General features: G+C 41.6%; 22 protein-coding genes. 19 read left to right on the top strand and 3 right to left on the bottom strand.

What is annotated here, in order from left to right; all coding sequences use genetic code 11:
* Positions 1-7: 7 nt before the first annotated feature.
* From rlmN to dnaG, 3 genes are all read left to right on the top strand, one after another.
* On the top strand, positions 8-1,054 hold the full coding sequence (gene rlmN / locus G3567_RS06365) for a 23S rRNA (adenine(2503)-C(2))-methyltransferase RlmN (protein WP_164004494.1): 1,047 nt from the start codon (positions 8-10) through the stop codon (positions 1,052-1,054).
* A 62-nt stretch (positions 1,055-1,116) separates the two neighbouring features.
* Complete coding sequence (locus G3567_RS06360) at positions 1,117-2,094, top strand: polyprenyl synthetase family protein (protein ID WP_164004493.1); 978 nt, start codon at positions 1,117-1,119, stop codon at positions 2,092-2,094.
* Between the two features lie 306 nt (positions 2,095-2,400).
* Positions 2,401-4,353 carry a DNA primase gene (gene dnaG, locus G3567_RS06355; protein ID WP_164004492.1) on the top strand — a complete coding sequence of 651 codons (1,953 nt, stop codon included), beginning with the start codon at positions 2,401-2,403 and terminating at the stop codon, positions 4,351-4,353.
* 101 nt (positions 4,354-4,454) lie between these two features.
* Here the strand turns inward: dnaG and nadE are convergent, their stop codons facing one another.
* On the bottom strand, positions 4,455-5,237 hold the full coding sequence (nadE, locus tag G3567_RS06350; protein ID WP_164004491.1) for an NAD(+) synthase: 783 nt from the start codon (positions 5,235-5,237) through the stop codon (positions 4,455-4,457).
* Between the two features lie 82 nt (positions 5,238-5,319).
* On the opposite strand from nadE, the gene gldB reads away from it, so the two are divergent.
* From gldB to G3567_RS06335, 3 genes are read left to right on the top strand one after another with little or no spacing between them, the layout of a single operon-like run.
* The gene (gene gldB, locus G3567_RS06345; RefSeq protein WP_164004490.1) at positions 5,320-6,282 is read left to right on the top strand and encodes a gliding motility lipoprotein GldB; all 963 of its coding nucleotides are present in this window, start codon (positions 5,320-5,322) and stop codon (positions 6,280-6,282) included.
* Positions 6,279-6,620, top strand: coding sequence for a gliding motility protein GldC (gene gldC / locus G3567_RS06340; RefSeq protein ID WP_164004489.1), 342 nt, complete (start codon positions 6,279-6,281; stop codon positions 6,618-6,620). The genes gldB and gldC overlap by 4 nt, the downstream gene beginning before the upstream one ends.
* Positions 6,607-6,975, top strand: coding sequence for a GTPase (locus tag G3567_RS06335; protein ID WP_164004488.1), 369 nt, complete (start codon positions 6,607-6,609; stop codon positions 6,973-6,975). Before gldC ends, G3567_RS06335 begins: the two co-directional genes overlap by 14 nt.
* Here G3567_RS06335 and yihA read toward each other — a convergent pair whose 3' ends face one another.
* Together yihA and G3567_RS06325 are read right to left on the bottom strand one after the other, a co-directional pair.
* Positions 6,976-7,575, bottom strand: a complete 600-nt coding sequence (gene yihA, locus G3567_RS06330) for a ribosome biogenesis GTP-binding protein YihA/YsxC (RefSeq protein ID WP_164004487.1) — start codon at positions 7,573-7,575, stop codon at positions 6,976-6,978.
* 12 nt (positions 7,576-7,587) lie between these two features.
* Complete coding sequence (locus G3567_RS06325; RefSeq protein WP_164004486.1) at positions 7,588-8,352, bottom strand: alpha/beta fold hydrolase; 765 nt, start codon at positions 8,350-8,352, stop codon at positions 7,588-7,590.
* 343 nt (positions 8,353-8,695) lie between these two features.
* Between G3567_RS06325 and mraZ the strand changes: the two genes are divergently transcribed.
* From mraZ to ftsZ, 13 genes are read left to right on the top strand one after another with little or no spacing between them, the layout of a single operon-like run.
* Complete coding sequence (gene mraZ, locus G3567_RS06320) at positions 8,696-9,151, top strand: division/cell wall cluster transcriptional repressor MraZ (RefSeq protein WP_164004485.1); 456 nt, start codon at positions 8,696-8,698, stop codon at positions 9,149-9,151.
* Positions 9,144-10,046 (top strand): 16S rRNA (cytosine(1402)-N(4))-methyltransferase RsmH, encoded by a 903-nt coding sequence (rsmH, locus tag G3567_RS06315; RefSeq protein WP_164004484.1) that lies wholly within the window; start codon positions 9,144-9,146, stop codon positions 10,044-10,046. Before mraZ ends, rsmH begins: the two co-directional genes overlap by 8 nt.
* 2 nt (positions 10,047-10,048) lie before the next feature.
* The gene (locus tag G3567_RS06310) at positions 10,049-10,363 is read left to right on the top strand and encodes an FtsL-like putative cell division protein (RefSeq protein WP_164004483.1); all 315 of its coding nucleotides are present in this window, start codon (positions 10,049-10,051) and stop codon (positions 10,361-10,363) included.
* Between the two features lies 1 nt (position 10,364).
* On the top strand, positions 10,365-12,329 hold the full coding sequence (locus G3567_RS06305) for a penicillin-binding protein (protein WP_164004482.1): 1,965 nt from the start codon (positions 10,365-10,367) through the stop codon (positions 12,327-12,329).
* Complete coding sequence (locus G3567_RS06300; RefSeq protein ID WP_164004481.1) at positions 12,326-13,789, top strand: UDP-N-acetylmuramoyl-L-alanyl-D-glutamate--2,6-diaminopimelate ligase; 1,464 nt, start codon at positions 12,326-12,328, stop codon at positions 13,787-13,789. The genes G3567_RS06305 and G3567_RS06300 overlap by 4 nt, the downstream gene beginning before the upstream one ends.
* 3 nt (positions 13,790-13,792) lie before the next feature.
* A complete protein-coding gene (gene mraY / locus G3567_RS06295) occupies positions 13,793-15,013 on the top strand; it encodes a phospho-N-acetylmuramoyl-pentapeptide-transferase (protein ID WP_164004480.1) in 1,221 nt (406 codons plus the stop codon).
* The gene (gene murD, locus G3567_RS06290; RefSeq protein WP_164004479.1) at positions 15,014-16,357 is read left to right on the top strand and encodes a UDP-N-acetylmuramoyl-L-alanine--D-glutamate ligase; all 1,344 of its coding nucleotides are present in this window, start codon (positions 15,014-15,016) and stop codon (positions 16,355-16,357) included.
* Between the two features lie 6 nt (positions 16,358-16,363).
* Positions 16,364-17,605 carry an FtsW/RodA/SpoVE family cell cycle protein gene (locus tag G3567_RS06285; RefSeq protein WP_164004478.1) on the top strand — a complete coding sequence of 414 codons (1,242 nt, stop codon included), beginning with the start codon at positions 16,364-16,366 and terminating at the stop codon, positions 17,603-17,605.
* Positions 17,602-18,699 carry an undecaprenyldiphospho-muramoylpentapeptide beta-N-acetylglucosaminyltransferase gene (gene murG, locus G3567_RS06280; protein WP_164004477.1) on the top strand — a complete coding sequence of 366 codons (1,098 nt, stop codon included), beginning with the start codon at positions 17,602-17,604 and terminating at the stop codon, positions 18,697-18,699. Before G3567_RS06285 ends, murG begins: the two co-directional genes overlap by 4 nt.
* Positions 18,696-20,048, top strand: coding sequence for a UDP-N-acetylmuramate--L-alanine ligase (gene murC / locus G3567_RS06275; RefSeq protein ID WP_164004476.1), 1,353 nt, complete (start codon positions 18,696-18,698; stop codon positions 20,046-20,048). Before murG ends, murC begins: the two co-directional genes overlap by 4 nt.
* On the top strand, positions 20,035-20,754 hold the full coding sequence (locus tag G3567_RS06270; protein ID WP_164004475.1) for a cell division protein FtsQ/DivIB: 720 nt from the start codon (positions 20,035-20,037) through the stop codon (positions 20,752-20,754). The genes murC and G3567_RS06270 overlap by 14 nt, the downstream gene beginning before the upstream one ends.
* Before the next feature lie 12 nt (positions 20,755-20,766).
* The gene (gene ftsA / locus G3567_RS06265) at positions 20,767-22,158 is read left to right on the top strand and encodes a cell division protein FtsA (RefSeq protein ID WP_164004474.1); all 1,392 of its coding nucleotides are present in this window, start codon (positions 20,767-20,769) and stop codon (positions 22,156-22,158) included.
* 27 nt (positions 22,159-22,185) lie between these two features.
* Positions 22,186-24,054 carry a cell division protein FtsZ gene (gene ftsZ, locus G3567_RS06260; RefSeq protein ID WP_164004473.1) on the top strand — a complete coding sequence of 623 codons (1,869 nt, stop codon included), beginning with the start codon at positions 22,186-22,188 and terminating at the stop codon, positions 24,052-24,054.
* The last annotated feature ends 147 nt before the right edge of the window (positions 24,055-24,201 follow it).

Raw genomic sequence — 24,201 nt, 5'->3', positions numbered from 1 at the left:
TTGCAACGTGAAAAAATCAAAAAAAGACATACGCGCCCTTAGCAAAAAAGAACTGCAGGACTTCTTTGTCTCTCAGGGAGATAAATCCTTTCGGGGGTCTCAGGTATATGACTGGTTATGGAATAAAGCCACTTATAATTTTGAAGAGATGACCAACCTGTCGAAGGAAACCAGGCAAATGCTGGTCGATAACTTTGTGATCAATCATATCGAAGTGGACCAGATGCAAAGGAGTAAGGACGGCACCATCAAGAATGCCGTCAAACTTCACGATGGCTTTACGGTAGAATCTGTACTCATCCCGACGATGTCCAGAACAACGGCCTGTGTGTCTTCGCAGGTGGGATGCAGCTTGGATTGCAAATTCTGCGCCACAGCCAAACTCAAACGTCTCAGAAACCTGAATGCCGACGAGATTTTTGATCAGGTGGTGGCCATCGACAAGGAAAGCAAGCTCTACAATGGTATTCCCTTATCCAATATCGTGTATATGGGTATGGGTGAGCCGCTGATGAATTATAACAATGTGCTGAAGTCTATTGAAAAAATCACTTCACCGGAAGGTCTGGGTATGTCTCCACGCCGAATTACTTTATCCACTTCCGGGGTTCCGAAAATGATTAAAAAACTGGCTGATGATGAAGTCAAATTTCATTTAGCCGTATCCCTGCATTCGGCCATTGATGAGATAAGAACCCAGATCATGCCTTTCAATGCCAAGTTTCCTTTAGCCGATTTAAAAGAGTCTTTGATTTACTGGTACGAGAAAACAGGAAAATCGGTGACTTACGAATATATCGTCTGGAACGGCATTAACGACAGAGAAGAAGACATCAGAGCACTGGTTGAATTTTGCCAGGCTATACCCTGCAAAGTCAATATCATCGAGTACAATCCCATCGATGATGGCGAATTTCAGCAAGGGACCGATGCGGCAGTGGCCAAATATGTCAATACCCTTGAAGCCAACAGAATTACTGTAACTTTAAGACATTCCAGAGGTAAAGATATCGATGCTGCCTGTGGTCAGCTGGCTAACAAAATTAAGGTTTAATCTTATTTTTTAAAATCGATTTTCAGATTTTCTTAATATATTAAATTCTATATTTGTGAGTCTTGAAAACAGTCTCTCAAATAAAAGAACCCATAGCGCATGAGATGGAACTTTTTGAAAAAAAGTTCTCGCTTTTCATGTCTTCCCGTGTCGCCCTTTTAAATAAAATCACACACTTCATCGTCAACAGAAAAGGCAAGCAAATGCGACCAATGTTCGTGTTTTTGGTTGCTAAAATGGTTTCCGATGGGGAAGTAAATGACAGAACCTACAGGGGTGCTTCCGTTATTGAATTGATTCACACCGCTACTTTGGTTCATGATGATATTGTAGATGACAGCAATCAGCGTCGCGGTTTCTTTTCCATCAATGCCCTGTGGAAAAACAAAATTGCCGTTTTGGTTGGTGATTTTCTGCTATCCAAAGGTTTGCTGCTCTCTATTGACAATGATGATTTCGACCTTTTAAAAATCATTTCTGTGGCTGTAAGAGAAATGAGTGAAGGGGAGTTGCTGCAAATTGAAAAGGCCCGTCGTCTTGATATTACCGAAGATGTTTACTACGAAATTATTCGTCAGAAAACGGCAACGCTTATTGCGGCTTGCTGCAGCCTGGGTGCCGCTGCTGTAAAACCCGGATCTGCCCATGTGGAATCCATGCGGAAGTTTGGAGAGCTCATAGGGATGGCGTTTCAGATCAAAGATGACTTGTTTGACTACGGAGAGCAAAAAATAGGCAAACCAACCGGAATCGATATCAAAGAACAGAAAATGACGCTTCCGCTTATTTACACTTTAAATCAGGTGTCAAAAAAAGATAAGGACTGGATCATCAATTCGGTAAAAAATCACAACAAAGACAAGAAACGGGTCAATGAAGTCATCGACTTTGTAAAATCTTCAGGGGGTTTGGAATATGCGCAAATCAAGATGAAAGCCTTTCAGAACGAGGCTTCAGAAATCCTGCAGACCTATCCGGATTCGCCGTATAAAGCTTCGCTTCAATTGATGATAGATTACGTGATCGATCGAGAGAAATAATGCCAGGCAAAGCCTACAAAGAAATTTATCCCCAAGTTCGCAAAGACAAAAAAAATTCGAAGATCGCCAAGATTTTCGGTGTAAGCTATGCTTTAGCATGTTTTGCCTAATCTCTTGGCGGACTTTGCGTGAAAAAATACCTGCTATTAATCATATTCTATAAACTTCATAAACTAATTTATTTTACCTTTAATCTTTCGCAGCAGGTTTTGTTTTAAGCTTTTTAAGTTTATATTTTAGAGGTGTTTTTGTAATCGATACTTAGCTAATAAACCTTGAATTATTTGATTTTTAAATTGATTTCCGTTGATAAGTAAATCCACCATTGATAAAGTATTTGATATTTCCCGGGTTGAGGAAGTCATTGGCGATTATGTTCAACTGAAAAAATCGGGGAGCAACTTCAAAGGCTTAAGCCCTTTTACGGAAGAGCGAACACCCAGCTTCATGGTCTCTCCGGTAAAGCAAATCTGGAAGGATTTTAGTTCCGGAAAAGGGGGTAATGTCGTTGCTTTTTTGATGGAACACGAGCATTTTACTTACCCGGAAGCCATCAAGCACTTAGCGAAGCGCTACAATATCGAAATCGAAGAAACGGAGCAATCTTCAGAAGAAAAGGAAAAAGCCAGTGAGCGGGAAAGCATGTATCTGGTTAATGAGTTTGCCAAAACTTTCTTTGTCAATCAAATGCTGCATACCGATGAAGGCAAGTCGGTGGGCTTGAGCTATTTTAAAAACCGGGGATTCACTTCCGAAACAATTGAAAAATTTGATCTCGGCTATTCTCCAGATGAGTGGCAGGCCTTTACTGATACCGCTTTGGAAAAGGGATATAAACTGGAATATCTTGAAAAGACAGGGCTGAGCATTGTTAAAGGTGAAAAGCGATTCGACCGGTTTAAAGGTCGCGTTATGTTTCCGATTCACTCCATGTCCGGTCGGGTGCTGGGGTTTGGAGGACGTATTCTGACCAACGATAAAAAACAAGCCAAATATCTCAATTCACCTGAAAGTGAAGTTTACCATAAGAGTAAAGTGCTTTACGGACTTTATCAGGCCAAGCAGGCTATTGCAAAGCAGGATAATTGTTACCTGGTGGAGGGCTATACCGACGTCATTCAGTTTAACCAAACCGGCATCGAAAATGTAGTAGCTTCTTCAGGAACGGCGCTTACTCCAGAGCAAATCAGACTGATTAGCCGGCTGACCAATAACATCACGGTCTTATTTGACGGAGATGCTGCTGGTTTGAGAGCTTCCATTCGCGGGATTGATTTGATTCTGGAACAGGGCATGAACGTTAAAGTCTGTCTCTTTCCTGAAGGGGAAGATCCCGACAGTTTCGCCAAAGCGAATTCACTCGAGGACTTGCAGGCCTATCTCAATGAAAATGCTCAGGATTTTATAAGATTTAAAGCCTCGCTTTTGCTGGAGGATGCAGATAAAGATCCTGTAAAAAAGGCTGAAGTGGTCAGGGATATTGTGAATTCAATTTCCAAGATTCCGGACCAAATCACTCAGGAAATTTACATACAGACCTGTTCCAACCTTCTCGATGTGTCTGAAGAGGTGTTGTTTAGCACACTGGCTCAAATCTTAGCCAAAGAGAAAAAAGAAGCAGGTCGGGGAATTAGGCGAAAATCTCTGGAAGTTGTTAAAGAAACTCCGGAGTCTGGACCGATTCCAAAAGTAGACCATCAGTATGTATTAGAACGCAGTATCATTCAGCTGTTACTAAGGTATGGGGATCAAAAAGCCATTTTTACCGACTTCGATTTCGATTTCGATGAAGATAAGCACATTGAAGTCAAACGGGAATATGTTGTTTTTGAAAAGATTTTTATTGAATTACAGGAAGATGAAGTTGAGTTTTCAAATGCACTCTTTAAAGACCTTTACGATCAAATCATTGAAATCTTTGCCAAAGACGGAACCTTGAAGGTGGATACGTTTATCAATCACCTAAAACCCGAACTGGCTCAGGAAGTGACTTCGATTTTGATGGAAAACGAAAAAAACCAGCTACACGACTGGAAGCGGCAGGAGATCTTTGTGATCGACAAGAGTATCCTGGATCCAAGAGAAGTCATGGAAACCATTTTAAATCTTCGCCGTTACCTCATCCGTAAAAAAGTACAGGATTTGAGTGAAGTGATAAGAGATCAAAAAGAGGAAGTCGATATTGAACTTATGCGGGAGACCATGGAATATAATGGTCTGGAAGTCCTGATCTCCAATAAACTGAACAGGGTTTTATAAACTTAGTGTTAACTGTGACTTCGCGGTGTAAAGCATTAATAAATTTTAAAATGAAACTATCGAATTGAATATAACTACAATAATCAACTCAGGGATACGAACTACTCTTTAAAGTCCTCAGGAATCTCACAAACGGGTATGGGCTGCATTTTGTGTTGATTGGCTGAATTCAGTCTTTTATATATTTTTAAAACCTCTTCTTGTCGGTCTGATATTTCGGAAATATCACCATCAAATCCCATGGCCCATTCCAGTTCATCATAGCTTGCGCCAATCTGGTCTTCATCCGTTCTGCTATCCCCAAATAAACCATCGGTAGGTTCTGCTTCCTGAATGTCATCGATAACGCTTAAGCTTTTTGCTAGTTCAAAAACTTCGCTTTTCATCAGATCTGCGATCGGACTCAAATCTACGCCGCCATCGCCGTATTTGGTGTAAAACCCAACCCCGAAATCTTCAACTTTGTTTCCTGTGCCAGCGACCAGATAGCCATGAATTCCTGCAAAGTAATACAGGCTTGTCATCCTTAACCTCGCTCTGGAATTGGCCAGGGCAAAATCCTGAAGCTCTTGGTCCTCCAGCTCTGGCAAACTGGCCTTGAAGGTGTCGAAGGTAGTGGATAAATCAACTTTTATAGAACTCACGTTTGCAAATCGCCCTTCCAGATGCTCTATGTGTTTCCTGGCTCTGGATACCTGAGATTTATGCTGATGAATGGGCAATTCCACGCATAAGGTAGGTTTTCCCGTATTCGCACAAAGCGCAGAAGTTACGGCCGAATCAATCCCTCCTGAAACACCAATAACAAAACCATTCTGCTGGCTCTTGTTCAAATAATCTTTCAACCATTCCGTTATGTAATCGATAGTTTTCTGGGCTTTCATAAGGCTGCTTTTAGGCTTTAATACTTACATTTGCATCAAATATAAATAATTCATTTAGTTACTAAACCCTATCTATAGAAATATGAGGTTTCCTTTAATTTTGTTAAGTTTTTTTTTGATACTATCCAGTTGTGATAAGGCCTCAAAATTGAATTCTGAAGCCGAGGCCTTAGAAGTTGATCTTCATGTGGAACGCTTCGATCTTCGCTTTGCAGAAGCTTCTCCCGAAGATTTGCCGGCATTGAAATCGGAGTATTCCATGCTTTTTCCAGATCAGATTTCTGACAGTTTATGGATCGCAAAGATGCAAAGTGATCTGCAACAAGAAATCCATGCCGAGGTTTACAAGGAATTTCCCGAATTTAAGGAAGAAACTGAACGTATGCAGCGCTTCTTTAAATACGTAAAGTACTACTTTCCCGAATACGAATTACCGGTTGTTTATACCCTGGCAGAGGAAGTCAATTACAGGCAAAAGCTGGTCTTAACTCAGGATATGCTATTGATTTCTCTTGATAACTACCTGGGAAGAGATCATGAATTTTATAAAGGTTTACCTCAGTATATTGCTTTTCAGCAGGATGAAGAATTTCTGGTATCCGATATCGCCAGAGCCTTGGCTATGCAAAAACTGAGTACAGACCGGTCCAGAACCTTTCTGTCTGATATGATTTACTACGGAAAGATTCTTTACCTGAAGGATCTTTTGATGCCGTTTGAATCTGATGCCGCCAAAATTTATTATTCTGAAGAGGAGTTGACCTGGGCTGAAGAGAATGAAACTCAAATCTGGTCCTTTTTTGTAGAAAGAGATCTCATTTATTCAACGGATATCCGCCTTGAAGACCGATTTATCAACCTTTCACCCTATTCTAAATTTTATCTCGAATTGGATAATGAGTCTTCTCCGAGAATTGGACAATATATAGGGTGGCAGATTTTGCGAGCTTATATGGATAAATATCCTAATACAAGCATAAAAGAGCTATTAGAACTAAAGTCTGATGTTATTTTTAAAAAATCAAATTATAAACCTAAGTCATGATTGAAAAAAAATCTGAAATTAAAATCAACGTTGTCACCGACGAAAATAGAATTCCAGAAAAATTAACCTGGTCCGCTCAGGATGGAGGTATTGAGAATGAAGAAGCTAAAGCTGCCTTTTTAAGCATATGGGATCATAAAGCTCAGGAGACTTTGCGCATTGATCTTTGGACCAAAGAAATGCCGGTAGATGAGATGAAAAAATTCTTCCACCAAATATTTGTGGGCATGACCGATACCTTTCAAAGGGCAACAGATGACGAGAAAATGACAGAAACCATGAAGGATTTTTGTGATTATTTCGCAGAAAAGCTAGACATCAAGGATGCAAAAAAATAAAGCCTTAATCTTTGTTTATAATGCCAATGCCGGAGTAAGTAACTCCCTGATGGATAGTGTTCATAAAATCCTGAGCCCAAAAACCCATGAATGCAACTTGTGCGAACTGACCTTTGGCCTGGTCTCCGAACATAAAAAATGGAAAGCCTTTCGAAAGCAAAGTGACATTGACATGCGGTTTCTGCATAAAGATGAATACCGGAGTACATTCAAATCTAAATTTGAAAAGCTTCACGAGCTGCCGGTCATTTTATACCAGGACAACTATGACTTGAGTCTTTTCATGGGAAACGATGAACTCAATCAAATTGAAGAGGTCGAAACCCTAATACAAAAAATTAAATCGCGGCTATAATTATTTCAGGGTCTCGTTGATGCTCTGAATGTAATTCAGAATGTCATCTCGTCCAGTTTGGTTTGCTGAAGAGGTAATGAAGTAGGGTGGAAGTTCTTCCCAGGTCTCCATCAGTTTTGCTTTATACTCCGCAACGTTTTTTTCTAAAGCCTGAGGTTTGAGTTTGTCTGCTTTGGTAAACACAAGAGAAAACGGAATAGCATTGGTTCCCATCCATTCCAGGAACTCAAGGTCTATTGGCTGAGGTTCGTGCCTGCAGTCGATCAGGATGAATGTATTGACAAGCTGCTGGCGTTTTTCAAAATAAGCGGTGATGTATTTTTGAAAGGTCTTTTTCTCCTGCTTGCTGACTTTAGCATAGCCATAGCCCGGTAAATCTACAAGATGCCAGTTGTCATTGATAAGAAAGTGATTGATAAGCCTTGTTTTTCCCGGCTTTCCAGAAACTTTAGCAAGGCTTTTCCTCCCTGTTAGCATATTGATCAACGAGGATTTGCCCACATTACTTCTTCCGATGAACGCATATTCCGGTAGGTGAGAAACGGGGCATTTAGCCACATCCGAATTGCTTACTACGAAGGCTGAGGTTTTGATTTTCATGAGATAAATGTCTTAGAAGTTTCTTTTCTCAAGCCATGTATACAGGATCTCGTTGAACTGATCCGGATGTTCCATCATGGCCGCATGGCCACATTTATCTATCCAAAACAATTCAGAATCAGGGAGAAGCCTGTCAAAATCTTCAGCAACCTGTGGAGGAGTGACCTGGTCTTGTTTTCCCCAAATGATACAGGTAGGCGTTTGCATATCAGGTAAATCCTTAGACATGTTGTGGCGGATGGCACTTTTAGCAATAGATAAGGTTCTTATCAATTTGCTCCTGTCATTGACTACGCTGTAAACGTCGTCTATGATTTCCTGAGTAGCTACTTCCGGATCGTAAAATACGTCCTGGGCCTTCTTTTTGATGTATTCATAATCACCACGCTTGGGGTAACTTTCACCCATGGCGCTTTCGTACAGTCCGGAACTTCCGGTAATAACGAGTGCTTTTACGATTTCGGGGTAGAGTTTGGTAGTCAATAAACCGACATGTCCCCCCAATGAATTACCTACTAAAATAGCCTGGCCGTAAGATTTAAAGTCTATGAATTCCTTGATGTACTTGGTTATGTTCTTAATGTTGGTTTTAAGCAGTGGTAAATCGTAAAGCGGTAATTCTGGAACGACAACCTTATAGCCTTTCTCCGGAAAAAAACTCATGACGCCGTCGAAGTTGCTTAAACCACCCATCAGGCCATGTAATATAACTATGGGAGTGCCTTCTCCTTTCTCAAAGTATTTAAACTTGCCTTCTTGCTTTATATGTTCTTCCATCAGGTTTTCAGAATTTCAAAATTCAAATATAAAGATATTTGTATAAGAAATCCGTATTGTTTCAGGGACTTGTCTCTTCAAAAGTTAATTGGGTGTAAATAAGACTTTTAGAGCTGGATTTGGGATCAAAACCTAAAAGCCAAGGCTTCAGTTTCTTTCAAATTAAAGGATTATTGACGTTATCCACAGCTATTTAGGATTTCAGGGAAAACCTGAACCTCCTGTAATTACTGCTTTGAACAAGTCTTAACGTATTCCTCAGGAAAAAGTTATCCACAATGTGGTAGAAAGTGGTAAAATGTGGTAAAAAATTCAATATATTTGAAATTGAAATGAAACCCACATGAATACGCTAATAGGATCTTACGAATGCAAAGTTGACACAAAAGGTCGACTTATGCTACCGTCTGGCCTAAAAAAACAGATGCTGTCTGTCCTTGAAGAGGGGTTTGTTTTGAAACGTTCTGTGTTTCAGCCTTGTCTGGAATTATATCCCATGAGTGAATGGAACTTACTGATGGATAAAATGAACGCTTTGAACCGTTTCAATAAGAAAAACAATGATTTTATAAGAAAATTTTCTGCCGGTGTCAAGGTTATTGAAGTCGATGCCAACGGAAGATTATTGATTCCAAAAGACCTTATCGAGTTTGCCTCTATCGAAAAAGAGATTGTGGTTTCTTCTGCAATTAATATCGTAGAGATTTGGGATAAAGAAAAATATGAATCTGTCATCAGCGAATCTGAAGACTTCGCAGATTTAGCGGAAGACGTAATGGGATTTCAAGCCGATGAGTGAAGCTTACCACATACCTGTCCTGCTAAAGGAAAGCATTGATGGCATGTCTATCAAACCCAACGGTGTTTATGTAGATGTGACTTTTGGCGGAGGGGGTCATTCCCGAGAAATTTTATCGCGCCTCGGCGAACATGGAAAGCTGTATGCTTTCGATCAGGATCAGGATGCGCTGGAAAACAGCATAGACGATCCGCGATTTACCCTTATTCAGGCCAATTTCAGATTTATCAAACGCTTTTTGAAGCTGGAGGGAGTGAAACAAGTCGATGCCATTCTTGGAGATTTCGGAGTGTCTTCTCATCAGTTCGACGAAGGCGAACGCGGGTTTTCGATACGATTTGATGCTGAATTGGATATGCGAATGGATCAGCAAACAGGGATAGGTGCTTCAGAATTGATCAATGCCTATTCTGAAGAGCAGTTATCTCAGTTGCTTTGGCAATATGGTGAAATAAAAATGTCCAGAAAGTTGGCAAAGGCTATTGTGGAAGCAAGAGCAGTGAAGCCCATTCAGTCCACTTCAGAATTGAATGCCTTACTCACTCCTTTTTTTCCGTCTACCAAAGTGAATAAGTTTCTGGCTCAAGTGTACCAGGCTATCCGTATAGAAGTTAATCAGGAAATGGAGGTGCTGAAGGAATTTTTACTTCAAACCCCCGACCTGATTAAAAAAGGCGGAAGACTGAGTTTGATCTCTTACCATTCCCTGGAAGACAGGCTGGTGAAGCGATTTATAAGAGATGGTAAATTCTCTGGAGCTCCAGAAAAGGATTTTTACGGGAATATGCTGGTTCCTTTCAGGAAAATCGGGAAGTTGATAACACCCGCTCAGACTGAAATGAAGCAGAACAACAGATCGAGAAGTGCAAAATTACGTATAGGAGAAAAGTTATAATCATGGCTAATGGCTTAGGAAACATTTTAAAAGGCAAATTTTTGGTAAGTGAAGGCGCTTTTACCAACTGGGCCTTTATTGTGTTTTGTGCCTTTCTGGCCATTATCATGATAGCCAGCTCGCATAGTGCAGAGCGAAAAGTATATCGGGTTGCAGAGCTTAATCAGCAACTAAAGGAACTCCGAAGTGAATTTGTGGATACGCGTAAAACCGTGATGCAGCAAAAAATGGAGTCAAATGTTGCCCAGAAAATGAAAAAGCGCGCCATCGGTTTATCTGATAAACCACCCTATAAAATTATAGTAAAGTCCAATTGAAATGACAACAGACAAAAACATTTTAAGTCGGTTTTACGTCCTCGCGGCGGCTTTTGTGCTGCTGTTTTTAATCATGTCTTACCAGCTGTTTAAAATTCAAATCGTGGAGGGGCAGAAGTACAAGGATCTGGCTCAGGAAACGGTATACAGAAATTTCAATATAGAGCCCAACCGAGGTAATTTGTATGATACCCATATGAATTTACTGGCAACTTCAGTTCCCAAATACGATATCAGGTTTGATGCCATTACCGTTTCAGAAAGCAATTTTCAGAAATATGCCTCAGCTTTGGCTTCAGAACTGTCCAGGTTACTCGGAAATTCTAAAAGCTTTCACCTTCAGAAACTAAAGCGGGCCAGAGAAGCTAAAAACAGGTATTTGCTCATAGCAAAGCAGCTGGATTATTCAGATTATATAGCGATACGAGAGTTTCCGCTTTTTAATCTTGGCCCTTACAAAGGAGGTTTTATTGCAGAACAGTCCACCGTTCGTGAAAATCCCCTGGGAAAAATAGGGGAACGCACAGTTGGTTTTGGAAATGTAGGTCTGGAAGGCGCTTTCGATGAGTATCTTAGAGGCAAACAGGGCCGTAGGCTAAAGCAGAAAATAGCTAAAGGTCAATGGAAGCCCATCAGTGATGTAAATGAAGTCGAACCCGAAGATGGTTATGACGTTATTTCTACCATTGATGTCAATATTCAGGATGTGGCTCATCATGCCCTGCTTGAGCAACTGGAGCATTTTGAAGCAGACCATGGAAGCGTTGTGGTGATGGAAACCAAGACCGGGGAAATCAAGGCTATTTCCAATCTGGGTCGCATCAAAGATTCTGATAAATACTATGAAAAACTCAACTACGCGGTTTATGAGCCCCATGAGCCAGGGTCTACCTTCAAGCTGATGAGCATTGCAGCAGCTTTGGAAGATAAGGTTATCGATACCAGCACTGTTTTCGACACAGAACAGGGAATGGTTAAGTTTTTTGACCGGAAAGTTTACGACTCCAAACGCGGAGGTTACGGTAAAATTTCTGCGGCTGAGGCGTTTGAAGTCTCTTCAAACACAGCCTTCGCCAAAATGATTTACGAAAATTATAAGGATAATCCAGAGCGCTTTGTGAACCGGCTTTACAATATGGGTTTAAATGATAAAATTGGTCTGAGAATTAAAGGAGAGGGGCAACCCAGAATTCCTCATCCAGATGATTCCAACTGGTATGGGACAACTTTGCCGTGGATGTCTTTTGGGTATGGGGTTTCTTTAACTTCTCTGCAAACCCTTACTTTTTATAATGCTATTGCCAACGATGGCTTAAAGGTGAAGCCGAAATTTTTAAAACAGGTCAGGGATAAACATTCACTTATCGAGTCTTATACCGAGCCCATTGTTGAGGGAAGTGTTTGTTCCAAGGAAACCGCTTTGAAACTTCAGGATTTGATGAAGGGGGTTGTAGAAAACGGGACCGGGACCAACATTAAAAACCCTAATTTTTCTATGGCTGGAAAAACCGGCACCTGCCAGACCGAATACTGGATAGAATCGGGACGCTATATCTCTTCTTTTGTGGGGTATTTTCCTGCGGATGAGCCTAAATATTCCTGTATTGTCGTGATTCATAAACCCAATCCTAAAATCGGTTACTACGGAAGTACCGTGGCTGCTCCGGTGTTTGCGAAAATCGCTCAGAAAATTTATATCGATACGCCTTTAAAAGATGAAATTTCCAGGGAAACGATTCAATCTGATATCGCCAGTGGCAGCTATGATAAATACTTCAAAATTTCTCAGGACTATAAAACGGTGATGCCGGATCTTAAAGGTTACCCGGCTATGGATGCGGTCTCGATTTTAGAAAATCTGGGACTTAATGTCAATCTGATTGGCAGCGGTACAGTTGTAAGACAGTCGATAAAAGGCGGTACTAAAATTTCAAATAATCAAAAGGTAAATTTAATTTCAAGTTGAAAATTTTAAAAGACATACTCTATAAAGTTCCGATTGAATCTGTTAAAGGCTCAACAGCTCTGGAAGTGAACAGCATTCACTTCGACAGCCGTTTAGTGTCCAAACAGGATGTTTTTGTATCAATACGAGGCGCTGCTGCTGATGGTCATTTATATATAGATGCGGCAATTTCAAAAGGAGCTCATGGGATTGTGTGTGAAGAGCTTCCTGCTGAATTAGCTCCGGGTATCACTTATGTTCAGGTGAAGGACACTCGTGAGGCCTTAGCGATCATGGCTTCCAATTATTTTGAAAATCCATCGTCCAACCTGAAACTGGTTGGCGTAACCGGTACCAATGGGAAAACAACGGTGAGTTCTCTTTTATATCAGCTTTTTAAAGCACTTGGTTATAAAGTGGGTTTGATTTCTACCGTGACCATTAAAGTTGACGAAAAAGAGTTTCCGACCAAATTGACAACTCCAGATTCTCTAACGATAAATACATACCTCAAAATGATGAATGAGGCAGGCGTAGAGTTTTGTTTCATGGAGGTGAGTTCTCATGGGATTGCTCAGCACCGGACTTTGGGACTGGATTTTAAAGGTGGAATTTTCACAAACCTATCTCAGGACCATCTGGATTATCACAGTTCATTTGCGGAATACAGAGACGTGAAGAAGCGATTCTTTGATCAGTTATCCAAAGATGCTTTTACCCTCACCAATGTCGACGATAAAAACGGCAGGTATATGCTTCAGAATACCAAAGCCAAGACTTATGGGTATGGAGTTAAAAACCTGACCGATTACAAAGTGAAAATCCTGGAGGAAAGCTTCTCTGGTCTTAAGTTGAACATCAATGGAAATGAAGTCTGGTCGAGATTCATAGGCGATTTTAATGCCTATAATCTACTGGCCGTGTATGCTACAGCAGATCTGCTTGGCGTTGAGGACCTTGAAAATTTGCAGACCTTAAGTCAGTTGAAACCTGTGGACGGAAGATATCAGCATCACATTTCAGAAACCGGAATTCATGTGATTGTAGATTATGCCCACACTCCCGATGCTTTAAAGAATGTGCTGCAAACCACCAATAGCATCAGAACGCGTAATGAAGAACTGATTACCGTGGTGGGTTGCGGAGGCGATCGCGATAAAACCAAACGTCCTGTGATGGGGAAAATTGCGGGGAATCTCAGTACCAAAGTCATTTTTACCAGTGATAACCCAAGAACGGAAGATCCGGACCAGATCATCAGCGATATAGAAAAAGGCGTAGAGCCTCAGGATGTGTTTAAAACCTTGAGTATTACCTCCAGAGAGCAGGCGATCAAAACGGCCTGCAGCTTAGCTCAAAGCGGAGACATCATTTTGATTGCGGGAAAAGGACATGAAACCTATCAGGAAATTCATGGGGTGAGAACAGATTTTGACGATTTAAAACTAGTGAAGAACCTCTTAGTTCAATTTAACAAATAAGATATGCTGTATCATCTATTCGAATTTTTAGAAAGCCAATACGATCTCCCCGGAGCTCGTTTATTCCAGTACATATCTTTTAGAGCAGCTTCAGCCATCATTTTATCGCTATTGATCTCTACGATTTTTGGTAAACGCATCATTTTATTTCTGCAACGCAAACAAATTGGAGAAAGCGTTAGAGAACTGGGACTCGAAGGTCAAAAAGAGAAAGCGGGTACACCAACTATGGGTGGTCTTATTATCATTTTTTCGACGCTTATTCCCGTTTTGCTTCTCTCGCAGCTGGATAACATCTATATCATCCTTCTTATTGTGACCACGATCTGGATGGGAACCATTGGATTTATAGATGATTATATCAAAACATTTAAAAAGAACAAAGAAGGCTTAAAAGGAAAATTCAAAGTCGTGGGCCAGGTTGGCTTAGGGGTTTTTGTGGGTGCTGTGATGTATCTTCATCCCGATGTGACCATAAGATCTGAAAATGAAGTCATCACAGAGAATAATACACAGGTGATCACCAATACGTCTCCTGAAGAAAAATCTTTAACCACAACCATCCCCTTTGTTAAGAACAACGAATTGGATTATACCAAAGCCATATCCTGGATTAGCGAAGGAGCGGCTTCGTATGCATGGCTTATTTTTATTCCTATTGTTATTTTTATTGTCACCGCTGTTTCCAACGGAGCCAACCTTACCGATGGCATTGATGGTCTTGCGGCGGGAAGTTCAGCTATAATTGTGCTCACCCTGGGAATATTTGCCTGGGTGTCTGGAAACATCATCTTTTCAGACTACCTCAATGTCATGAACATTCCGCGCTCGGGAGAGATGACTATTTTTATAACGGCCTTTGCCGGGGCGCTGGTTGGATTTTTATGGTATAACACCTATCCGGCTCAAATATTTATGGGGGATACCGGAAGCCTTACCATCGGTGGAATAATAGCCGTGATTGCCATTGCCACCCGTAAAGAACTTTTAATTCCCATCCTCTGTGGCGTTTTCTTTATTGAAAACTTATCAGTGATACTTCAGGTGGGTTGGTTCAAATACACCAGAAAGAAAACAGGAACCGGGAGACGTATCTTTTTGATGTCTCCGCTGCACCATCATTATCAAAAGCTTGGATTTCATGAATCTAAAATCGTAGTCAGATTCTGGATTATAGGAATCCTGCTGGCGGTCATCACCATTGTAACCCTTAAAATCAGATAAATGGAAAAGCTGGTTGTTTTAGGTGGAGGTGAAAGTGGAGTAGGAGCTGCTATTTTAGGAAAGGATAAATCTTACGAGGTTTTCTTATCCGATTTTTCAAAATTGAAGCCCGGGTTTAAAGCTAAATTAAATTCTGAAGGCATCGCCTTTGAAGAGGGTGGACACAGCATTTCAAAACTTGAAGCTGCAGATCTTATTGTAAAAAGTCCTGGGATATCTGATGATTTACCTTTGATTCAAAAGCTAAAGGAAAAGGGTATCAAAATCATTTCTGAAATTGAATTTGCCTCCTGGTATACCGATGCTACTACGATTGGCATTACAGGATCCAATGGCAAAACTACGGTGACCAGTATGGTTTATCATATTCTGAAAAACGCGGGATTATCGGTTTCTATGGCCGGCAATGTGGGCTTTAGTTTTGCTGAACAAGTGGCCAGAAAGCAGGTTCAGAATTATGTGCTGGAACTCAGCAGTTTTCAGCTAGATGGTATTGAAAGCTTCCAGCCTCATATCGCTATCCTGACCAGCATTACACCAGATCATTTAGACCGTTATCACAATAACTTTCAGGAATACATCGCGGCCAAATTCAGAATAACAGAGAACCAAACCGAAAAGGATTACCTCATTTACAATAAAGACGATGAAGTGATTGTCAGATGGCTGGAACAAAACCCTGTAAGAGCTCAACTGATTCCCTTTACAATGACAACCTTATTGGAGGATTTATCAGCTTTTATCGAAGACAACAAAATTAATATCAAACTCAATCATAACTTATTTACTATGTCTGTAACAGATTTAGCCGTAAAAGGCGACCACAATACAAGAAATGCAATGGCGGCTTCGACAGCGGCAAGATTGCTGAAGATCAGGAAACAAACCATACGGGAGAGCATGGAAAGCTTTCGCGGTGTGGAACACAGACTGGAGGAATTGGGCAAAGTCAATAAGGTGGCTTTCATCAACGATTCTAAAGCGACCAATATAAACGCAACCTTTTATGCTTTGGGAAGTATGACTGCCCCAACGGTCTGGATTGTAGGTGGGGTTGATAAAGGGAATAAATATGAAGACTTGCTGGCTCTGGTTAATGAAAAGGTGAAAGCCATCGTATGCCTGGGCATAGATAATCAAAAAATCTATGAAGCGTTCAGCAACTGTGTTGATATTCTTATCGAAACCTCCACTATGAAGGATGCAGTAACCAAAGCATACGAATTGGCTGAAGAGAACGATGCCGTACTCTTATCGCCAGCCTGCGCAAGTTTCGATTTGTTTGAAAATTATGAGGATAGAGGAAGACAATTTAAAAATGCAGTTCAAGGTTTAAAAAAATAAATCAAAATGTCAACAAGTTCAGGAGTTAAAGAATTTTTTGAAAGCATAAAAGGAGACAAGATGTTATGGTCTGTGGCTGCGCTTTTGGCTATTTTTTCTTTTATTCCCGTGTACAGTGCTTCCAGTAATCTGGCCTATCTGAACGGCGCCAGTGGAAGTACTTTTGCGTATTTGGTAAAGCATTTCATACATCTGGTTTTAGGATTTGCCATTCTGTATGCGACACACAAAATTCCCTACAGATATTTCAGAGGTTTATCTATTATTCTGTTACCTATCGTCATCGTGCTTTTAGTAGTGACCCTCCTTCAGGGAACCACAATAGGCGGAGCGAATGCAAGTCGATGGATACAGGTGCCTTTGGTCAATTTCTCCTTCCAGACCTCAACCCTGGCCTCTGTAGTCTTACTGATTTACGTAGCCAGATATTTATCAAAGATTAAAGACACTGAATATACTTTCAAAGAAACCATTTTACCACTTTGGGTTCCTGTATTTCTGGTAGTTGGCCTTATTTTACCGGCCAATTTTTCCACAGCAGCCATCATCTTTTTGATGGTTTTAATGCTCACTTTTGTGGGAGGTTATACTCTCAAATACCTTGCTGCAGTCGTGGGTGTGGGAATGCTAAGTCTGGTTGTCTTTGGCTTATCTGCAAAAGCCTTTCCGGGCCTGTTTCCCAATAGAGTGGATACCTGGATCAGCAGGGTCGAAAGCTTTACCCAAGATGAGCAGTCGAGAGAACAGTATCAGGTCGAGAAGGCTAAAATAGCTATAGCGACCGGTGGAATTACCGGAAATGGCATAGGTAAAAGCGTTCAGCGTAATTTTCTTCCGCAGTCTTCCTCAGATTTTATTTACGCTATAATTGTAGAAGAAATGGGTATGGTTGGCGGTATCGGAGTGATTTTAGCTTACCTGTTCATGCTGTACCGAATCGCGATTATCGTGACCAAATCGGAAACGGTTTATGGGCGGCTATTGGTTATAGCAGCAGGAATTCCCATTATTTTCCAGGCTTTTGTAAACATAGCCGTAGCGGTTGAATTTTTACCCGTCACCGGTCAGACTCTTCCCCTGGTGGGAAGCGGCGGAACTTCCATCTGGATGACGTGTCTGTCTTTAGGTATTGTTATAAGTGTGAGTGCCAATAATGACGTAAAAGCCAGTGCTGAAGCCAGACAAAAGGAAAGGGACGATAATCTGGCGATTGAAAACCCATTAGAAGTATTAAGCGAGACGATATGAGCGAAAGACGATACATGATTTCCGGAGGAGGAACAGGTGGACATATCTACCCGGCTATCGCTATTGCTGAAGAATTGAAAGGCAGACATCCTGAGGCAGAATTTCTGTTTGTAGGCGCTAAAGATAAAATGGAAATGACCAAAGTGCCTGAGGCGGGTTTTGAAATTGAAGGCCTATGGATTTCCGGAATTCAGCGAAAACTCAGCTTGTCAAATTTGATGTTTCCTTTCAAACTGATGAGTTCTATGCTAAAGGCAAGAACACTTCTCAAAAGATTTAAACCGAATGTAGTGGTTGGTACAGGAGGATATGCAAGCGGCCCTTTGCTGAAGATGGCTTCTATTCTTAAAATCCCAACCCTTATTCAGGAACAAAATGCCTATGCGGGCATAACCAATAAATGGCTGGCCGAAGAAGCGCAATCCATCTGCGTCGCTTACGAAGGGATGGAGCAGTTTTTTCCTAAAGAAAAAGTAGTATTCACAGGAAATCCAATTCGTAAAGATTTACTTGAAGTGCGAAGCAAGAGAGAAGCCGGATTGAAGCATTTTCAATTGGATTCAAATAAAAAGACCGTGTTGATTGTAGGAGGCAGCTTAGGCTCTCAGCGCATCAATGAGTTAATAGCAGGTCAGTTGTCATGGTTTGAAGCCGAAAACCTTCAGGTCTTATGGCAATGCGGGAAATTGTATTATGACAGATATGCTGCCTTGGAGACCGAATCCGTCAAGGTTTTAAAATTCATTTCGAATATGGATTTGGCCTATGCTGTGGCAGATGTCATCATTTCCAGAGCCGGTGCTGGGGCGGTGAGCGAACTCAGTTTGGTAGGAAAACCGGTGCTTTTTATTCCTTCGCCTAACGTTGCCGAGGACCATCAAACTAAAAATGCGAAATCTATAGAAGATAAAGAAGCAGCAGTGATGCTGAGGGAGAAAGATCTGGATGATAAATTTGAACCTGTATTCAAAAATTTGATACAGGATATTGAGCTTCAAAAGAAGTTATCCAAAAATATCCTGACCCTGGCGAAACCTCTGGCTACAAAGGCGATTGCAGATGAAGTGGAACGCTTAGAAAATGCAGTAAGATGAAAGAGATAAGTCAATATACACACGTGTTTCTGATCGGTATCGGTGGTATCGGGATGAGTGCTCTGGCCCGGTATTTCAATCAAAAAGGACTGGGGGTTTCTGGTTATGACAGGACAGAATCGGAGCTGACCAAAAGCTTACTGAGCGAAGGCATTGATGTGGTGTATTCCGAGTCTGTGAATGAGCAGATTCAGAATTTATCCAGGGAGACCACCTTAGTGATTTATACGCCGGCGATTTCAAAAAATTCAGCATACTTCGACTATTTCAGCACTCAGAATTTTGAAATGCACAAACGTTCGGTGGTTTTAGGACATATTACCAAACACCTGCCCACACTGGCAGTAGCAGGAACACATGGAAAAACGACTACTTCAGCAATACTGGTGCACATCCTGAAAGCTTCCGGAGTGAAACTGACTGCATTTTGTGGTGGAATCCTTCAGAATTATAAAACCAACTACATCGGCGACGGCGAAGAGGTCGTTGTGGTGGAGGCCGATGAATTCGACCGGTCTTTTCTTCGCTTACACCCCTCCGCTGCAGTGATTAACTCCATGGATGCAGATCATTTGGATATTTACGAGACCTCCCAAAAGCTGATAGATACCTTTCGGGAATTTTCCCAACTGGTGCCGAAAGGCCATTTGTATGCCAAATCCGGTCTGGATTTGGACGCCCGCTCCATAGCTTTGGATGAGGAGGCGGAGGTGCAGGTGAATCGCATTTCCATAGAAAATGGCAGTTACAGATTCGATTTTAAGCAGGGAGAAGTTCACTTGAAAGGACTTCAGTTTGCTTTGCCTGGACACCACAATTTATTAAACGCGGCGGCGGCTTTAGCCCTGGCAATAGATTTTAAACCCGAGCTGGCCAGTTCATTTGGAAAAGCTCTGGCTAGTTTTGAAGGCGTTCAAAGGCGTTTCAATTACATTTATAAATCCAATGATTTGCTGGTGATAGACGATTACGCGCATCATCCTAAGGAAATTGACGCCGTGTACCAGGCGATATCTGAAATGCATCCGGAACAAAAGACAGTTGTGATTTTTCAGCCACACTTGTTTTCAAGAACACGGGATTTTGCAGAGGATTTTGCAATTAGTTTAGCTCAGTTTGATGAAGTGAATCTGCTGGATATTTATCCAGCCAGGGAAGTTGCTATTGAAGGAGTGACTTCAGAATTTCTTCTGAATTTGATACAGCACTCCTCAAAACAGCTGATCACTAAAAATGACATTCACAACAGAATAAAAATAGCCAAGGATGAGGTGATTGTCTTGCTTGGTGCAGGAGATATAGGCATAGAAGCCACTAAAATTTCAAATTATTTACATGAACGTGTTTAAACTACATAACATTCGATTGATTCTAATCCTGGGGGTTCTCTTCTTTCTGGTGGGTTTTGCGAATCATCGACAAAACCTGAAGCCGGTCAAGTCGTTGCAGGTTGAACTTCTGGATGCTTCCAAAATATTCATCACCGAAGCTGAAGTTGAAAAACTTTTACAGGAGGTCTTGAAATCCAATGGAGATTCTTTAGTGAACGAAAAGCGTCTGGCCAGCTTTGAAGATATGCTCAATGCCAACGAAATGATAAAGTCTTCAGAAGCATTTTATAGTCTGGACGGCAGGCTTTCTGCCAAAATTATACAGCGAAAACCCATTGCTCGAATCAAAGACAATGGATTTTATTATATGGATACCGATGGATTGGCTATGCCTCTGTCTCCAAACTACTCATCCCGAGTGCCTTTGGTCTCAGGAATAGAGCCAGATGAGCTCAAAGAAGTTTATCCGCTTTTGGCAAAAATTGAGGCCGACGATTTTTTAAAAAAACATATCATTGCAATCCGAAAAAAATCAGAAAATAACTATGTTTTAGAGGTGAGAAATAGAGATTATTTCGTCAATTTTGGTCAGATTTCTTATCTTGACAGAAAGTTGAGCAATTATAAAGTTTTTTATTTAAAAGCTTTGGAATACAAAAAATTAGATAGCTATAAACGTATAGATTTGCAGTTTGGTAATCAAGTGGTATGTACAACAAAGTAATAATCTACAAAGATGGAAGAAGATAATATTGCAGTAGGCTTAGACATTGGAACTACGAAGATTGTAGCGATGATTGGGCGTAAAAATGAATATGGAAAAGTAGAGATTCTAGGCATTGGAAGAACCAAAAGTCTAGGTGTTCATCGTGGAGTTGTGAATAATATTACTCAGACCATTCAGTCCATTCAGCAGGCTATACAGCAGGCAGAGGCCAACTCGGGCATTGATGTAAAAGGAGTAACCGTAGGAATTGCGGGTCAGCACATCAGAAGTTTGCAGCACAGTGATTACATCACAAGAAATGACGTGGAGGAAGTGATAGAAGATGAGGACATCGATCACTTATGCAACCAGGTTCACAAGCTGGTGATGCTTCCCGGTGAAGAGATTATTCACGTGCTGCCCCAGGAATATAAAGTCGATGGACAGTCGGAAATCATGGAGCCAAGAGGTATGTCTGGCGGCCGTTTGGAAGCCAACTTTCATGTCGTCGTTGGGCAAATTTCATCCATTCGAAACATTGGCCGATGTGTCAAAAACTCCGGGCTGGAGCTTAACGGGATGACCCTGGAGCCGCTGGCTTCTGCAAATTCGGTGTTGAGTCAGGAGGAGAAAGAAGCCGGAGTGGCTTTAATCGATATCGGTGGGGGGACTACAGATCTGGCCATTTTCAAAGATGGAATTATACGGCATACCGCCGTGATTCCCCTGGGCGGAAATGTGATTACAGAAGATATTAAAGAAGGCTGTTCTATCATAGAAAAGCAGGCCGAATTGCTCAAAGTGAAATTTGGTTCTGCCTGGCCCGGAGAAAATAAAGAAAACGAAATTGTGTCAATTCCCGGATTACGAGGAAGAGATCCAAAAGAAATATCGCTCAAGAATTTGTCTAAAGTGATTCATTACCGGGCTGTAGAAATCATCGACCAGGTCTATCTTGAAATCAAAAACTATGGACACGATGAGCAAAAGAAAAAGCTTATTGCCGGTATTGTCATCACGGGTGGTGGCGCTCAGCTCAAGCATTTGAAACAGCTGGTAGAATACGTCACAGGAATGGACACGCGCGTTGGTTACCCCAATGAATATCTTGCCGGAGAAACCGATAAAGAAATCGCAAGTCCGCTTTACGCTACGGCAGTAGGCCTGGTGATGGACGGACTGGAGCGTAAAGCCCTTGACAAAGCAGAACGTGAGGAGCTGGAAGAGGATGAAGAACAGCCAGTGGGTGCAGAGCAGCCGACAGAAACAGCCCATACCGCCGAGGGAATCACAGAAGATTCTTCAGAAGAGGATGACAGGCAGAGCATCCCGGAGCAACCCAATCAGCCAGCACGACCTAGCAGAAATGTAGTCGAAAAATGGTTTGATAAATTGAAAGATTTTTTAGATAATGCAGAATAAGAAGCGTACCAATCAAAATACATCATTATGAGTCAGAAAGAATTTGAAAACATCTCATTTGATCTTCCAAAAAACCAGTCCAATGTCATTAAAGTCATTGGTGTAGGCGGAGGAGGTTCTAACGCCATCAATCACATGTTTAGTCAGGGTATAAAAGGCGTGGACTTCGTGGTTTGTAACACCGATTCTCAAGCCCTGGAAAACAGTCCGGTCCCTACCAGAATACAACTGGGGGTTGACCTTACCGAAGGCCTTGGCGCCGGAGCCAATCCGGATATCGGAAAACAGGCGGCAGAAGAAAGTCGTGAAGACCTTAAAAGCCTGCTGAGTACCAATACCAAAATGGTATTTATCACTGCAGGAATGGGTGGAGGTACAGGAACGGGGGCTGCCCCTGTCATTGCCAGGCTCGCTAAAGAAATGGATATTCTTACGGTTGGTATCGTTACCATTCCATTTCAGTTTGAAGGGCGAACCCGAAACGAACAGGCTCAGTTGGGCGTAGAAGAACTGCGTAGCAATGTGGACTCACTCATTGTTATCAACAATAATAAATTAAGAGAAGTCTATGGTAATCTTGGCTTTAAGTCAGGGTTTTCTAAAGCCGATGAGGTCTTAGCCACTGCTTCTCGTGGTATCGCCGAGGTCATTACACACCACTATACTCAAAACATCGATTTACGTGATGCGAAGACGGTATTGAGCAATAGCGGAACAGCTATCATGGGTTCTGCAGTAGCCTCCGGCACTAACAGATCTCAGATTGCTATTGAAAAAGCCCTGGATTCTCCGCTCTTGAACGATAACAAGATTAAAGGTGCTAAAAATGTACTTTTACTGATTGTGTCGGGTACCGATGAAATCACCCTGGATGAAATTGGAGAAATCAATGACCACATCCAGGCTGAAGCCGGGAACAGTGCCAATATCATCATGGGTGTTGGGGATGATGAAAGCCTGGAAGATTCCATTTCGGTTACTGTGATTGCGACAGGTTTTGATACTGAACAGCAGGATGAAATCGTGAATACCGAAACCAAAAAAATCATCCATACCCTGGAAGACGAGCAAAGGATAGAGCAAAATTTATCCACAGGCAGATTCCAGAAGCAATCCTCTATAGATATTCCACAGTCCAGACCTAAGCCTTCCGAGCAAAAAGAAGAACCCAAGGTGATGCACGAATTGAATTTTGATGAAGAGAGTGCTGAGGAGAAGCAGGAACCGGAGGAAGTAAACGTCAATCATCTGGATGTGGATTTTGAAATCGTCAATGCACATGAAGATGATTTTGAAATTATAGAGGAGACTCCTGTCCGGGAAGAGGAAAATTCATCGGGTATGTTGAGTTTCGACTTTTCCGAAGACGAAGAGGAGGAACCTAAATCCAATACCGCAGAATCAGCTAAAGATATTGAAGTGAATGAACCGGAAGAAGTCAACTCTTTCCGAAGTCTTTCCGATTCTGAAGTCAAAAAGTACGACTTATCAGAGTTTATGGAAGAAGAGGAGGACCAAAAATCTCCTGCACCTGAAAAGCCAAAACCTAAACAAATCGTGGAAGAGCCGCAGGAAATCCAGTTTACAAGACGAACCTTAAGCCGTACGGAAGTGAATAGTGAAACCCGAGATGAGGTTGATCCTATGAACACACCACTATCGGAACTTGCTCAGAGAGCCGCAGAGCGAAAAGCTAAAATGAAGCAGTTCAACTATAAATTCAGAAACAGCAACACGATTGATGAGATCGAAAAGCAACCGGCCTACAAACGTGCAGGCATAGAACTAGATCACAATCGGGAAAGAAATTCTTTGTCGAGAACCAGTGTGGAAGGCGATAAGGACAGTTTGAATTTTAGGTCGAACAACTCTTTTTTACATGATAATGTAGACTAGATAGAGTCCTTATAATACGATAAAAAAAGACCAGCCAAACGGCTGGTCTTTTTTTGTGGACTAAGCTCGCCAACCCTGTCCGTTCAAGTGCACCGACTAAAACAGTCGGTGTGTATCGAGAACTTATCTCAATTCTCTGCCTTTCAC

Origin of the sequence: Psychroflexus aurantiacus, assembly GCF_010820555.1 — a bacterium.
GTDB lineage: Bacteria > Bacteroidota > Bacteroidia > Flavobacteriales > Flavobacteriaceae > Psychroflexus > Psychroflexus aurantiacus.
Note: the sequence above shows the minus strand (reverse complement) of the source record. Positions and strands in the feature narration are given on the sequence as shown.